Source organism: Embleya sp. NPDC025285 (assembly GCF_055558835.1).
In genome coordinates this window covers 80,440-93,908 of record NZ_JBVHLU010000021.1, presented here as the reverse complement: position 1 = coordinate 93,908, position 13,469 = coordinate 80,440, and the positions used below count along the sequence as shown (strand labels likewise).

Annotated in this window: 12 protein-coding genes; 9 read left to right on the top strand and 3 right to left on the bottom strand. The window is 72.0% G+C overall.

Going from position 1 to position 13,469, the window contains the following annotated elements; all coding sequences use genetic code 11:
* The first annotated feature begins 50 nt into the window (after positions 1 to 50).
* Positions 51 to 1,223, top strand: a complete 1,173-nt coding sequence (locus ACZ4FV_RS16695; RefSeq protein ID WP_402237974.1) for a sensor histidine kinase — start codon at positions 51 to 53, stop codon at positions 1,221 to 1,223.
* Here the strand turns inward: ACZ4FV_RS16695 and ACZ4FV_RS16690 are convergent.
* A complete protein-coding gene (locus ACZ4FV_RS16690; protein ID WP_465322830.1) occupies positions 1,169 to 1,861 on the bottom strand; it encodes a response regulator in 693 nt (230 codons plus the stop codon). The genes ACZ4FV_RS16695 and ACZ4FV_RS16690 overlap by 55 nt on opposite strands.
* Positions 1,862 to 2,115: 254 nt before the next feature.
* Between ACZ4FV_RS16690 and ACZ4FV_RS16685 the strand changes: the two genes are divergently transcribed.
* From ACZ4FV_RS16685 to ACZ4FV_RS16675, 3 genes are all read left to right on the top strand, one after another.
* Complete coding sequence (locus ACZ4FV_RS16685; RefSeq protein ID WP_465322829.1) at positions 2,116 to 4,143, top strand: hypothetical protein; 2,028 nt, start codon at positions 2,116 to 2,118, stop codon at positions 4,141 to 4,143.
* An 86-nt stretch (positions 4,144 to 4,229) separates the two neighbouring features.
* Positions 4,230 to 4,454, top strand: a complete 225-nt coding sequence (locus ACZ4FV_RS16680) for a helix-turn-helix domain-containing protein (RefSeq protein WP_465322828.1) — start codon at positions 4,230 to 4,232, stop codon at positions 4,452 to 4,454.
* Between the two features lie 28 nt (positions 4,455 to 4,482).
* Complete coding sequence (locus ACZ4FV_RS16675; protein ID WP_395860796.1) at positions 4,483 to 4,995, top strand: Clp protease N-terminal domain-containing protein; 513 nt, start codon at positions 4,483 to 4,485, stop codon at positions 4,993 to 4,995.
* A gap of 75 nt (positions 4,996 to 5,070) precedes the next feature.
* On the opposite strand, the gene ACZ4FV_RS16670 is transcribed toward ACZ4FV_RS16675, so the two are convergent.
* Positions 5,071 to 6,522, bottom strand: a complete 1,452-nt coding sequence (locus ACZ4FV_RS16670; protein ID WP_395860798.1) for an aminopeptidase P family protein — start codon at positions 6,520 to 6,522, stop codon at positions 5,071 to 5,073.
* A 296-nt stretch (positions 6,523 to 6,818) separates the two neighbouring features.
* Here ACZ4FV_RS16670 and ACZ4FV_RS16665 point away from each other — a divergent pair, with 296 nt between their 5' ends.
* Entirely contained in the window at positions 6,819 to 7,775 is a 957-nt protein-coding gene (locus ACZ4FV_RS16665; RefSeq protein ID WP_465322826.1) for a polysaccharide deacetylase family protein, read from the top strand.
* A 226-nt stretch (positions 7,776 to 8,001) separates the two neighbouring features.
* Here the strand turns inward: ACZ4FV_RS16665 and ACZ4FV_RS16660 are convergent, their stop codons facing one another.
* Positions 8,002 to 8,760 (bottom strand): DeoR/GlpR family DNA-binding transcription regulator, encoded by a 759-nt coding sequence (locus ACZ4FV_RS16660; protein WP_395860802.1) that lies wholly within the window; start codon positions 8,758 to 8,760, stop codon positions 8,002 to 8,004.
* Between the two features lie 289 nt (positions 8,761 to 9,049).
* On the opposite strand from ACZ4FV_RS16660, the gene ACZ4FV_RS16655 reads away from it, so the two are divergent.
* The 4 genes from ACZ4FV_RS16655 to ACZ4FV_RS16640 all read left to right on the top strand — a co-directional run bounded on the left by ACZ4FV_RS16655 (position 9,050) and on the right by ACZ4FV_RS16640 (position 13,405).
* A complete protein-coding gene (locus ACZ4FV_RS16655) occupies positions 9,050 to 9,916 on the top strand; it encodes an endo alpha-1,4 polygalactosaminidase (protein WP_402238045.1) in 867 nt (288 codons plus the stop codon).
* 370 nt (positions 9,917 to 10,286) lie between these two features.
* The gene (locus ACZ4FV_RS16650) at positions 10,287 to 11,555 is read left to right on the top strand and encodes an extracellular solute-binding protein (protein ID WP_395860987.1); all 1,269 of its coding nucleotides are present in this window, start codon (positions 10,287 to 10,289) and stop codon (positions 11,553 to 11,555) included.
* Positions 11,556 to 11,564: 9 nt separating this feature from the next.
* Positions 11,565 to 12,518 (top strand): carbohydrate ABC transporter permease, encoded by a 954-nt coding sequence (locus ACZ4FV_RS16645; RefSeq protein WP_465322824.1) that lies wholly within the window; start codon positions 11,565 to 11,567, stop codon positions 12,516 to 12,518.
* Positions 12,519 to 12,520: 2 nt separating this feature from the next.
* Positions 12,521 to 13,405 carry a carbohydrate ABC transporter permease gene (locus tag ACZ4FV_RS16640; RefSeq protein WP_395860989.1) on the top strand — a complete coding sequence of 295 codons (885 nt, stop codon included), beginning with the start codon at positions 12,521 to 12,523 and terminating at the stop codon, positions 13,403 to 13,405.
* Positions 13,406 to 13,469: the final 64 nt, after the last annotated feature.

Sequence of the window (13,469 nt, the reverse complement as noted above, 5' to 3'; positions counted from 1 at the left end):
ACATCCCGGGGGATGAGGCGGGCCGCGGTCGCGCTCCGTAGGGTCGGGGTGTGAACGAGTTCGGCCTGCGCTCGGCGGTGACCCGACGGCTGACCCGACGGTGGTTGTTCGCGCTGGACGGCGCGGCCGCCGTGGGGTTCACGCTCGCCGCGTGGTCGGGCGGACACGGACGTCATCTGCCGTGGTGGGCACGCGGATTGTTCGCCCTGGGGATCGGGGCTCCGATCGCGGTCCGGCGCCGATGGCCGGGGCCGGTGTTCGCCGTGGTGCTCGCCGCGTGTGTCGCGGCGGAAGTCGTGGGCGCCGCACGCACGTTGTTCGTCGCCGCCGCCTTCGCGCTGTACCCGGTCGCGCTCTCCCTTCACCGCCGCCGCCTACCCACGCCGACCATCGCGGCGCTCGGCGCGGGCTCGCTGTTCGCGCTGGCCGCGTTCGGGCCCGCGTACGCGTGGCGAATCGATCCGGCGCCGGCCATGGCCGCGACCGGCGCGCTGGGCGGCGCGTGGACGATCGGCCGGGCGGTACGCGCCCGCCGCGAGTTCGCGGCACGCACCGCCCGGGAGTCGGCCGAGCGCGCGGCGGCCGACGAACGGTTGCGCATCGCACGCGAGTTGCACGACGTGGTCGGGCACACGATGGGGGTGATCGCGGTCAAGGCGTCGATCTCGGGCCACGTGGCCGAGAGTCGTCCCGGGGAGGCGGTCGAGGCGCTGCGGGTGATCGAGGCCACCAGCCGCGAGGCGTTGACCGATCTGCGCCGGATGCTCGGTGTGCTGCGCGCCGAGGAGGAGGCCGGGTCACGACCGGCTCCCGGCGTCGCCGAGTTGGGGGCACTGGTCGAACGTGCGACGCGGATGGGCGTACGGGTCACCCTGCGGGTCGCGAACGTGCGCGAGCTCCCCCAGGGTGTCGGCCTGTCCACGTTTCGCATTGTCCAGGAGGCGCTGACGAACGTGACCCGGCACGCCCCGGCCGCCCGTTGCGAGGTCTCGGTCGAGGCGGACGGCCGGCGGGTGCGGATCGAGGTGAGCGACGATGGTCCCGGCACCGCGGCCGGACCGCACGGCTATGGGCTCGTCGGGATGCGCGAACGGGTGGCGCTGCACGGCGGCACGCTCACCGCCGGTCCGCGCGCCGGGGGTGGCTTCCGCGTGGTCGCCGTGTTGCCCTACCGCCAGGATCCGGCGCCCGGGCGGGCGGGGGCGGCCAGGCCGGTGTCGTAGCAGGCGATCACCAACTGCACGCGGTCGCGGGCGCCGAGCTTGTCCAGGAGGCGGCTCACGTGCGACTTGACCGTCGGCAGGCCGACCCGCAGGCGCGCGCCGATCTCGGCGTTGGACAACCCTCGGCCGACCAGCGCCAGCACCTCGCGTTCGCGGTCGGTCAACCCGACCAACTCGCCCGGCGGCGACGCCGGTTCCCCGCTCGGGGCGGTCGGCCCGTAGCCGGCGATCAGCCGTCGTGTCACGGTCGGCGCCAGGAGCGCCTCGCCGGCCGCGATCACGCCGATCGCGGTGAGCAGTTCGGCCGGCCGGGTGTCCTTGAGCAGGAACCCGCTCGCGCCCGCGCGCAGGGCCGGATACACGTAGGCGTCCAGGTCGAACATGGTCAGGATGAGCACCCGGGTGCCGGGTACGCCCTCGGGTCCGCAGATTCGCCGGGTCGCCTCCACGCCGTCCATCTCGGGCATCCGGACATCCATCAGGACCACGTCCGGGCGTTCGCGCCGGGCCAGTTCGACCGCCTCGACGCCGGTGGCCGCCTCGCCGACCGTCGCCAGTCCCGGCGCGGTGTCCACGAGCATCGCGAAGCTGCCTCGCAACAAGGCCTGATCGTCGGCGATCAACACCCGGATCGACACCTCGGACCCCGTCCGTCACCCCCGACACCGTGCCACGACGATACCCCGCCGGCACGTGCCACACGGCGCGAGGCGCACGCCACGACGTCCGGGGCCGGCTCGGTGGCCCCCGGCCGGCCGCCGGCGCGCCCGGCGTCGATGCCAGACTGGCCCGCCGGACGACGACCCCGCGCGTCGCCGGGCGCCGGTCCAGACAGGCGTCGGGCGGCGGGACGCACACGCGACGGGGCGGTACGGGACGGAACGGGGCAGCGGTGAGCAGGGCGATCTCGATGTTGTGGAGGCACGCCGATCCGAGCCTGGTCGTGCAGCTCGTGGCGCGCTGCGATCCCAGCGGGCGCGGCCGGTTGGCGGCCCTGTTGTCCGACGTGCCCGAGGTGGTCGACCACGCGCTGACCGACGGTGATCGGGCCGTACACATCGCGCTCGCCCGATACGACCGGCTGCCTCGCTCGGTCCTGGATCGGCTGGTCGCGCTCGACGATTCCGAGATCGATCGGCACGTCTTCCTCAATCCCCGCGCCGACACCCGCATCCGCCGCCGGATCCTCGGCCGTGCCCTGGATCCCGAACTGCGCGAGACGTTGCGCACCACCCGCACCCGCACGCACGCGCTGGCCCTGGTGTACGCGCGTGACGGCCGACTGCTCCGGCACGCGCTGACCGTCCTGGGCAGGCTCGCCAACCGACCCCATGTCGAACGGGCCCGGCTGCGGGCGTTCGCCGGACTGTGGCGGGCCGAAGGGCCGGAGGCCGTGCACGCCGCGCTGTCCGTCGGCCGGTATCGCACCAAGGTGGTGGCGCCGATCGTGCGCGCGGCACTCGACGCGCCCGAGGGGTTGATGTTGCTGGAGGTCGGCGCGTGCGCCGGACCGGACGAGCGCGAACTCGTCACGCTGCTGCGAGCCGGCGGCTTGCGGCGCGGCGAGGCCCGGCACGTGCTCGCGACCTCGGACACGCCGCCGGACTGGGACACGCTCGCGCGGGCCCATCGGCGGGAGCCGTTCACGCCCGAGGTGGCCGCGGCCCTGGCCGGCACCGAGGGCTGCCCGCCGTCGGTGGTGGCCGTGCTGGACGCCGCCGCGAACCACAACCATCGCCCGCTCGAACAGGCCCTGCTGGCGGGTGTGACGACGCCCGAGGAGTTCCTGAGCGCGGGCCGGCCCGCCTGGGACGTCCTGCGCGCCATCGACGCGTTCGACGCGCGATCCGCCGGGGCCGCCGCGTTCGACCCGCTCGTGACGGCGCTCCGCCCGCTGCTGCCGAACGATGTCCCGGGCTGGCTGCGGTTGGCCCGTGCGGGACCGGGATTTCCCGGGACGGTCCACGAACTGTTGCGCCACGTCGAGCACTCGGCCGGCACTCCCGCGCCGGCCGCGGACCCGGGCCGGACCGCAGGGCCGCCCACCGCGCCGCCCGGCCCGCTCCGGTACCCGACAAGCCCGTTGTCGCTCCTGCTGACCCGCGCCGAACCGGGCCCGGCGGCCGAGGTCGTCTCCGCGCTGGACCCGGACGACCTGCACGCGTTCGGCGCCGGCCGACACGGTCTCGCCCCGGCGGTGGCGGTCGCGCTCGCCCGCCGGTGGCCCGGCGAGCTCCCGCTCGGGATCGCCCGCCGGATCACGGCCCGCCGCGACGCGATCCAGGCGCTCGCGGAGGTGGAGGACGAGCTTTCCGCCGAGGTAGTCAAGGCACTCGCCCGGACCGACGAGGGCATCTGGTCCGTCGATCCTCGGCGGGGCCGTACCCGCTACCGCATCGAGGGTCGCGCGTCGCCGGCGGACCTGGAGACCTGGCCGTCGCCCGAACCCCTGCGCGCGCTGCCCCGCCGGGTCCCCGCCGCGCTGTGGCGCCGCCTGGCCGAGGATCCCGGTGCCGACCGGATCCCCGATCCGGCGGCTGCCCTCGCGGCCTACCACCCGGACTGCCCCGAAGCCCTGCTCCACACCCTCGTCCGGCGCCATCCGCATTTCTTCTCCTACGGGTGGGTGCAGTCCCCCGCCGTCGCCCGGGCGCTGGTCGCCGACCCTCCCGTGCGCGAGTTCCCGATCCGGGAACTGGGCGACCTCCTGCGTGACGGGATGCTCACCCAGGCGGAGATCCTGGCCGGGGCCCGGCCGGCCGCATACGCCCTGATCGTGTGCCGTGAATTCGCCCGCGACACGGTGCGCCGGCGGTTGCGCGAGGACGTGGACGCCTGGGTCGTGGCGACGAGCCTGCTCCGCGACTTCCCCGGCACGCTGGAGGAACTGCTCGCCACCGCGGCGGCCGTGACCGCCTGACCGCTCCGGGCGGCGCGGCGCACGGGAGCCGTCACCGTCATCAACTTTTGTTGACGAGCCGATCCTTCATCAACTAAAGTTGATGCGTGATCGACGCCGAAGACGTCCCCTCGCCCGAGCATCCCGAGGACGCGTTCGCGGCCGTGGTCGCACTGCGCGGCCTCGCCGCGTCACTGGAGCGAGCCGCGGTGGACCACGCACTCGCCCAGGGCTGGACCTGGAACCACATCGGTCAGGCCCTGGGCATGAGCGCCCAGGCCGCCCACAAACGCCTGTCACCCTCCCGACGAACGCCACCACAGGACCGGTAGATCCACCGGACCGGCAAGGAGATCCACCATGGGCATTCGAGCCGCGATACACGACATGGGCGCGATGAAGCGCCTCCTCACCGGCGCCGAGGAGCAGGCCCGCGCGCTCGGCGAGGACACCCCCGGCCCCGAACACCTGCTCCTGGCCGCCCTCGCGCTCCCCGACGACTCCGCCCGCACGGCCCTGGCCGCGTCCGGCGTCACCGTCGAGGACGTCCGCCGCGTGCTGGCCGAATCCCATGCCGCGGCGCTGCGTTCGGTCGGCATCGACACCGACTCGATCGCCGCCGTCTCCCCCGCGCCCGCCCCGCGCGGACCGTACCGCGCCTCCGGCAGCGCGAACGAGGTGTTCCAACGGGCCGTCGCCATCGCCAAGTCCGAGCGGCCCGGGAAACTGCGCACGGCGCACGTCCTGATCGCCGTCGCCGAGCTCGAACACGGCACGGCCGCCCGCGTGTTGCGCAATCTGGAGATCGATCGCCCGACCCTGATCGCGGCGGCGCACGCGGCCGTCCGGAACGAGAACCCCACCGGTCGGTGACGACCGGCGACCCGCCGGCGCCGGAGGCCGCCGTCACCGGGACGGGGGCGGCAGCCGCCGGCGCCGGCGGGTGCGTCAGGCGCGCAGTCGCGCCATCCACGACTCGATCTCGTCCGCGCCGCGCGGCAGCGCGGCCGACAGGTTCCGGTTGCCGTCCTCGGTGACCAGGATGTCGTCCTCGATCCGCACCCCGATGCCGCGATACTCCTGGGGGACCGTCAGGTCGTCGGCCTGGAAGTACAACCCGGGCTCCACCGTCAGGCACATCCCCGGCTCCAGCGCGCCGTCCACGTACGACTCGGTCCGCGCCACCGCGCAGTCGTGCACGTCCAGGCCGAGCATGTGGCCCGTGCCGTGCAGGGTCCACCGGCGTTGCAGGCCGAGTTCGAGCACACGCTCCACCGGCCCCTCGACGATGCCCCAGGCGACCAGGTGCTCGGCGAGCACGCGCTGCGCCTCGTCGTGGAACTCGCGGTACTTGGCGCCGGGGCGCACCGCGGCGATGCCCGCCTCCTGCGCGGCGAGCACCGCGTCGTAGATCCGCCGCTGCAACTCGGTGAAGCGGCCCGCGATCGGCAGCGTCCGGGTCACGTCCGCGGTGTACAGCGTGTGCGTCTCGACGCCCGCGTCCAGGAGAAGCAGGTCGCCCGAGCGCACGGCCCCGTCGTTGCGCACCCAGTGCAGCGTGGTCGCGTGCGGTCCGGCCGCGCAGATCGAGCCGTAACCGACGTCGTTGCCCTCGACCCGGGCGCGCAGGAAGAACGTGCCCTCGAGGTAGCGCTCGCTGGTCGCCTCGGCCCGATCCAGCACCCGCACCACGTCCTCGAAGCCGCGTACGGTCGAGTCCACCGCGGCCTGGAGCTGGCGGATCTCGAACTCGTCCTTGACCAGCCGCTGCTCGGCCAGGAAGACACGCAGTTCCTCGTCCCGCTCGGCGTCGAGCCGCTCGCCCAGGGCGCTCTCCAGCCCCGCGTCGTGCCCGCGCACGATCCGCACGTCGGCGCCCGCCCGCGCCACCTCGGTCGCGGCCGCACGCACGTCCCGACAGGGCAGCCCGTACAGCGCCTCGCCCTCGGTCAGACCGGGCCGCCGGCCGACCCACAGCTCGCCCTGGCCGTCCAGCCAGAACTCGCCGTTCTCGCGGTCGGACCGGGGCAGCAGGTACAGCACCGCGTCGTGGCCGTCGGCGACCGGTTCCAGGACCAGCACGCCGTCCTGGGTCAGGTCGCCGGTCAGGTAGGCGTACTCGCTCGACGCCCGGAAGGGGTATTCGGTGTCGTTGGAGCGGGTCTTGAGGTTGCCCGCGGGAATCACCAGGCGTTCGCCCGGGAACCGGACCGACAGCGCGGCCCGGCGCCGGGCGGTGTGGGGTGCCTGTTCGATCGGCGCGAGATCCTCGCGCCCGGTGTCCGCCCAACCGGCGCGCATGTTCGCGGCCAGTTCCTCCGAGACGTCCCGGTACAGGCCGTTCTTGCGCTGCTTGATCGGCTGCGCCTGCTCTGCGGACTGCCCGTTCTCGGCATCCACGCCTGCCTCCTCGGCTCGACTCCCGGTTGCGTTTCGATCATGCGTACGCCGTGCGTACGCGCCCATTCTTCCCGACCGGTGTTCGAGGGCGGGCACGGCGTCCCGGTGCGTCGACGCAGGCGGGAGCCGGGGGTGGTGCACACTCGTTCGAGTCGGCTCCTCCGGGCGGCCGGCATTTCCTGCGTTCGGGTGACCCGTGCGACCGGGACGACCCGCGAGCCGGACTCGAAAATACGTTCTGGTTAAAATTAGGACAAAATCGGGCATCGAACGCCGCTATGGGCTGTGTTGATGTGGTGACGTCCCGTGTTCGTCGAGTTCTCCCGCGCTGGACCCTCGCGCTGGGCCTGTGTGCCTGCCTCGCCGCGTCGGCGTGCGCGGACACCGACTCCGCGCGGGTGGACAAGGCGGGTCCGGCAGTACCGCGACCGGTGGCACTCGACCGGGTCGCTCCGGACCGCGAGCTACCGGACAAGGCGGCGCCCGAGGCGCCGGGGCAGGCCGCGCGGGCCGCACTGCCGGACGAGGCCACCACCCGCCGGGAGCGCGCCGCGGTGACCGCCGCCGCGAAGAAGTGGGGCCTGGCCTCCGTCCCGATCGCCGCCCCCGCGCCGCCGGCCACTCGCCCGGCGCTGCGGTCCGGGCCCGGCGTCGTGCTGCACGGCGACCTGCCCGCGGTGGTGCACCGGGTGCCCACCCAGGACCGGGTCGTCTTCCTCACCATCGACGACGGCGCGGAGAAGGATCCGGACTTCGCCCGGATGACGCGCGAACTGCGGGTGCCCTTCAGCGCGTTCGTCAGCGGGTACCTGGCGCGCTCGGACTACGGCTACTTCCGCGGACTGCACGAGCAGGGCGTGGCGGTGAACAACCACACCGTGAACCATCCGGATCTGCGCACGCTGGGCTACCAGGGCCAGCGCAACGAGATCTGTCGCCAACAGGACGAGTTGACCCGGGAGATCGGCAGCACCCCCAGGCTGTTCCGGCCGCCCTACGGCGAGTTCGACGAGGACACCCTGCACGCCGCGCGATCGTGCGGGATCGTCGCCTTCCCGCTGTGGAACCAGGAGGCGTTCCCGGACCGGATGGAGTATCGCTACGACCACGTGTTCAAGCCGGGCGACATCATCCTGACCCACTTCCGCGGCCCCAAGGAGTGGAAGGGCGATATGACCGATATGTTGCGCCGGGTGATCGACATGGTCACCCGAGAGGGCTTCGCCCTGGCCCGACTGGACGACTACCTGTGACGCCCGCCGCACAGACCCGCCCGTGTCGGCCGTACGCCGGCTGACCGCCGCCATGCCACGCTCCCGGGCCGGCGCCGGGCCGTCTCCGGCGCGACCGTGGGCGGGGCGAGGGTGAGCGGCGCCGAAGCAAGCCGGGCGAAAGCGAGGGGCGCCGAAGCGAGCGACGCGAAAGTGACCGGGACGATCGCGGCCGGTGCCGTCGCGCGGGCCCGGGTCACACCCCCGATCACACCACCGTGACCGCGACCCCCGCCTCGGCGATCCGCGCCAGTTCCTCCTCCGGGGCGTCGCTGTCGGTGACCAGGTGGCCGATCCGGGCGAGCGGGCAGATCCTGGCCAGCGTCACCTTCCCGATCTTCGAACTGTCCGCCACCACGATGGTGCGTTGGCTGCGCTCGGTGAAGGCGCGGTCGGTGGCCGCCTCCAACTGGTCGTGGGTGGTGCAGCCGTGCGCGGCGCTGATGCCGTCCACGCCCAGGAAGGTCACGTCGGTGAAGTAGTCGGCGAGCGTCTTCTCAGCGATCGGACCGACCAGTTCGTAGCTCTCGTTGCGCGCGGTGCCACCGATCACGACGAGGGTGACGTCCTTGTGCAGGACCATCTCCGCGGCGATGTTCACCGCGTTGGTGACGATGGTGACGGGTCCGCGCTCGGCCAGGATCCGGGCGATCTCCGTGGCGGTGGAACCCCCGGTCAGGCCGACCACCGCCTTCGGCGGCACCAGCGCGGCTGCGGCCTGGGCGATCGCCACCTTCTCCGGCCGCCTGCGCTCGCTGCGGTACTGCATGGGCGTCTCGAGGCCGATGTTGCCCACGGACGCCCCGCCGTGGGTGCGGCGCAGCAGACTCATCGCGTCCAGGTGCTGGAGGTCGCGCCGCACCGTGGCTCCCGAGACCGCCAATATTTCGGACAGTTCCTCGACGCTCACGCTTCCCTTCGCACTGACATGTTCGAGGATGCGCGCGTGACGCTCGGTTCTCAGCATATGCGCAGCATATCCGTGCGCATTCGCGCAGTCACGGTTTCCCGATCGATAGCCGACCGGCGGAATTCTGCCACACGCGCGGCAACTCCCGTGCGCGTCCTGCGCAAAGACAATCCCTTGACATGACGAATGTTGCTCGATTTACTGCTGCGACGCCGAGAGCAGCGCAATCGGCGTCAAAGGTACGCCCAGCCGGTAGGCGGCGCTAAGCCGCAAGCCCGGACAAAGTCGCCAGGATGCCCGTGGACATCCGAGGCGGGGACGTATCCTCCGCATCTGGAGTTCGATGATGAACACCTTCCTCTCGCGTGGATCGGCCCGACGCGTCGCCGCGATGACGGCGACCAGCGCGGCGCTCGCGGGCACCCTGTTCCTCTCGACGTCCGCCAACGCGAGTACCGAAGCGGGCGCGGACACCGGCAGCAGCACGAACGCGAAGGCCGGCGCCGTCACGGTGCCCCCGACACACGCGAACTTCGACTACCAGATCGGCGGCGCCTACACGCCGCCCGCCGGAGTCAAGGTGGTCACCCGCGATCACGGCGCCGCTCCCGCGCCCGGGCTCTACAACATCTGTTACGTCAACGCCTTCCAGGCCCAGCCGAACGCCGAAGGCGACTGGCGCGCGGACCTGCTGTTGCGGCGGGCCGACGGCTCGATCGTCTACGACGGCGTGTGGAAGGAAGCCCTGCTCGACCTGCGCACCGCCGCCAAACGCACCGACATCGCCGCGAAGATCAACGCGCAGATCGACGAGTGCGCGAACAAGGGCTTCCAGGCCGTCGAGCCGGACAACTACGACAGCTACACCCGCTCCGAGGACCTGCTCACCGACCGGAACGCCAAGGACTACATCGCCCTGCTCTCCGCCCACGCGCACCGGCGCGGCCTGGCGATCGCGCAGAAGAACACCTCCGAGTTGGCCGCGGATCGCACCGCCCTCGGGCTCGACTTCGCCGTCGCCGAGGAGTGCGGCGAGTGGAACGAATGCGATGACTACACCAAGTACTTCGGCAACAACGTGATCGTGATCGAGTACACCGCCAAGGGCTTGTCCAACGCCTGCTCGAAGTGGGGCAACAAGCTCAGCGTGGTCCGCCGCGACGTCGGCGTCAGCCCGATCGGCGACAGCAAGTACGTGCGCAAGACCTGCTGATCCCCCTTCGCGCGGCCCGGTGCCCGGGCCCGTCGGGATCCGGTCCGTCGGCATCCGGCACCGGGCCGCGTGCGCGGCCCGTGTCGCGCCCGGTGTGTCCCTCCCCGCCACTTCGCCCGCCGACCCGTGCCCCCGCGACGGGCCCGGGGACGCGCACGCCCCCCGCGCGTCGTCCCCGGGCCCGCCCACTCGCGCCCGGTGATCGCCTGTGTGTGGCCCTTCCTCCGCCCGTCCCCGTCCCGGCGTGTGTGGCGGATCCCCGGCTCGGTGCGCCCGCGCACCCGGCCCCGTCCGCGCGTTTCGAAGTCTCCCTGGAGGTCCAGTGGTTTTCGGCCGACAGCATCCCGCCGGTCTCTCCCGTCGCGACGTGCTGCGCGCCGGCGCCGGTGTCGCGGTCGCCGCGACGTTGTCCGCGTGCGGCGGCACCGACGACGGCGTGGGTGCCGACGGGCGCGTCACGATCGAGATGTGGCACGGGCAGACCGACACCGGCCGCGAGGGCATCGAGGCCCTGGTGGAGAAGTTCCACCGGGTGCAGTCGGCGATCCGAGTCGACCTCGGCGGCGGTGTCCTGTCCGACGCGATGCTCCAGAAGATCACCGCCGCGCTCGCGTCCGGCTCCTACCCGGACATCGCCTACATCTTCGGATCCGACCTGGCCGGCGTCGCCCGCAGCCCGAAGGTGGTCGACCTGAGCGAGACGGTGCACGCGGCCCCCACGCCATGGGAGGACTACTGGGATCCGTCCCGGCAGGCCGTCACGATCAACGGCAGGGTACGGGCCTCGCCCGCCGTGCTCGACGCGTTGGCCGTGATCTGCAACAAGCGGCTCTTCGAAGAGGCCGGGATCCCGCTGCCACAGGCGGGTTGGACCTGGACGGACTTCCTGGCCACGGCACAGCGGCTGACCGACGCGCAGCGCGGCGTCTTCGGCACCGGCTGGCCGGGGGTGGGCGACGAGGACACCGTGTGGCGGCTGTGGCCGATGGTGTGGGACCTGGGCGGCGACGTGGTCGCCGAGGACGGCCGCACCATCGGCTTCAAGGACGTCGGGGTGCGCGCGCTGGAGACCGTGGAGGCACTCGCGCGGGCCAAGAGCGTCTACATCGACCCCAAGCCCGGCAGCGAGCAGATGTACCAGGTCTTCGCGTCCGGGCGGATGGGCATGGTGCTGACCGGCCCGTGGCAGATCCCGGACATCACCCAGGCGGAGATCGACTACCACGTGGTGCCGCTGCCGACCTACAGCGGCCGGCCGATGACCATCTGCGGTCCGGACACCTGGACGGTCTTCGACAACGGCAGCGCCCGGGTACGCGCCGCCCGCACATTCGTGTCCTGGCTGGCGCAGCCCGACCAGGACATCGAATGGGCCCTGACGGTCGGCAGCCTGCCGCTGGGCCGAGCCTGCGAGGCCAAGCCCGAGTGGCGCGCGCACGCCGCCGAGACCAACGGCCTGGAGGTGTTCACCCACGCCCTGGAGACCGCGCGCGTGCGCCCGGTGCATCCGGCCTATCCGCAGATCTCGATGGCGCTCGGCGAGGCCATCGTCTCCGTGCTGCTCGGCAAGAGCAGTCCGACCCGGGCGTTGAACCGCTGCGCCGCCGCGGCCAAGGCCGCCCTCGTCATACCGCGTTGAGGAGCCCCCATGTCATCACTGCCCGCTCCACTCACGCTGTCGGACCACGATCGACAACGCCGCACCCTGCGCCGCAGACGCCGGCGCGAATCGGCGACCGCCTGGGCGTACATCCTTCCGGCCGTCGTGGTCATCCTGGGCCTGAGCGTGTTGCCCTTCGTGTGGTCGCTGCTGCTGTCCTTCCGGGCCGACGACCTGGTGACGCCCAGCCGATGGGTCGGCCTGGACAACTACGACGCGCTGACCCAGGACCCGCACTTCGGCCAAGCCGTCCGCAACACCCTGCTGTACACCGCGTTGTACGTGCCGCTGAGCATGGCCTTCGGGCTGTTCCTGGCCCTGGTGTTGAACCGCAGGATCCGCCTGGTCGGGCTGTACCGCACGCTCATCTTCGTGCCGTTCGTCATCTCGGCCACGGCTCAGGGCGTGTTGTTCTCCTTCATCCTGGATCCGGAGTTCGGCGCGGCCAACTCGATTCTGCACGCGCTGGGCATCGGTCGGCAGGGATTCCTCACCGTCCCCGGTCAGGCGTTGCTCGTCCTGGTGGCGATCTCGGTGTGGAGCGGCACCGGCTTTTGCGTGGTGATCTATCTCGCGGCGCTCCAGGACGTGCCGCCGTCATTGCTGGAGGCGGCTCGCCTCGACGGCGCCGGGCGATGGCAACTGCTGCGTCACGTGGTGATGCCGACGCTCACGCCGGTCACCGTCTTCCTGTTGTTGTGGCAGACGATCAACGCGCTCCAGGTCTTCGACCTGGTCTATGTGACCACCAAGGGCGGGCCGTTGGGGTCCACCACCGTCATCGTCTACTTCATCTGGGAGCAGGCGTTCAAGAACTTCACCGCCGGGTACGGCGCGGCGGCGGCCTACGTGCTCGCCGCGGCCCTGCTGGTCATCGGGCTGGGCACGCGGTTCGTGCGCGCTCGCAAGCCCGGTGCCGTCGTCGAGGGGGCCGCCCAGTGACCGTGACCACCGCCGCAGCGATCGAGGCGGCCCGCCCGCAGGACCGGTCGCGCCCGGAGCCGCGCCGGCGCCGGTTGTTGCCGTTCAGCCCCTGGCATCTGCTGCTCGCACCGTTGTCCCTGCTGTTCGCGCTGCCGTTGGTCTGGCTCGTGCTCAGTTCGGTGATGACCAACGCGGAGATCAACCGGTTCCCACCCGCGTTGTGGCCCTCGGGAATTCACCTCGGCGGCTACCGCTACGTCCTGGGCAACGCGATGTTCCCGCGCTGGTTCATGAATTCGCTGATCGTCTCGGCGGTCGCGGTCGCCTCCAACCTGCTGTTCGGGGCGTTGGGCGGCTACGCGTTCGCCCGGATGCGGTTCGCCGGTTCGCGGGTGCTGATGGTGGCGATGCTGGCCACCATGGCGATCCCGTTCCAGCTCACCATGATCCCGACGTTCCTGATCATGAAGCGGTTGGGGCTGATCGACACGCTGGGCGCGCTGATCATCCCCTCGCTGGTGACGCCGTTCGCGGTGTTCCTGCTGCGTCAGTTCTTCCTGTCCCTGCCCCGGGAACTGGAGGAGGCCGCCTGGATCGACGGCTGCTCCAGGCTGCGGGTGCTGATCCTGATCGTGCTGCCGCTGTCCCGACCCGCGCTGAGCACCGTCGCCGTGCTCACCTTCCTGACCACCTGGAACGACCTGACCTGGCCGTTGATCGCGATCAACCACGACACCCAGTACACCCTGCAACTGGGCCTGACCACTTTCCAGGGGCAGCACCACACCCAGTGGGCCGCCGTCATGGCGGGCAACGTGATCACCGTGCTTCCGGTGCTGCTGGCCTTCCTCGGCGCGCAGAAGGCGTTCATCCAGTCCATCACCTCCAGCGGGCTCAAGGGTTAGCGGTGTCCCGGGAGTTCGACCCTCCCGGGGACACACCCCCGGCATCCCGCCCCACCTCGCGCAC

Coding starts and splice junctions, on each gene's coding strand:
- ACZ4FV_RS16675 (WP_395860796.1), top strand. CDS start 4,483: ATGGGCATTCGAGCCGCGATACACGACATGGGCGCGATGAAGCGCCTC.
- ACZ4FV_RS16660 (WP_395860802.1), bottom strand. CDS start 8,760: ATGCTGAGAACCGAGCGTCACGCGCGCATCCTCGAACATGTCAGTGCG.
- ACZ4FV_RS16655 (WP_402238045.1), top strand. CDS start 9,050: ATGAACACCTTCCTCTCGCGTGGATCGGCCCGACGCGTCGCCGCGATG.
- ACZ4FV_RS16645 (WP_465322824.1), top strand. CDS start 11,565: ATGTCATCACTGCCCGCTCCACTCACGCTGTCGGACCACGATCGACAA.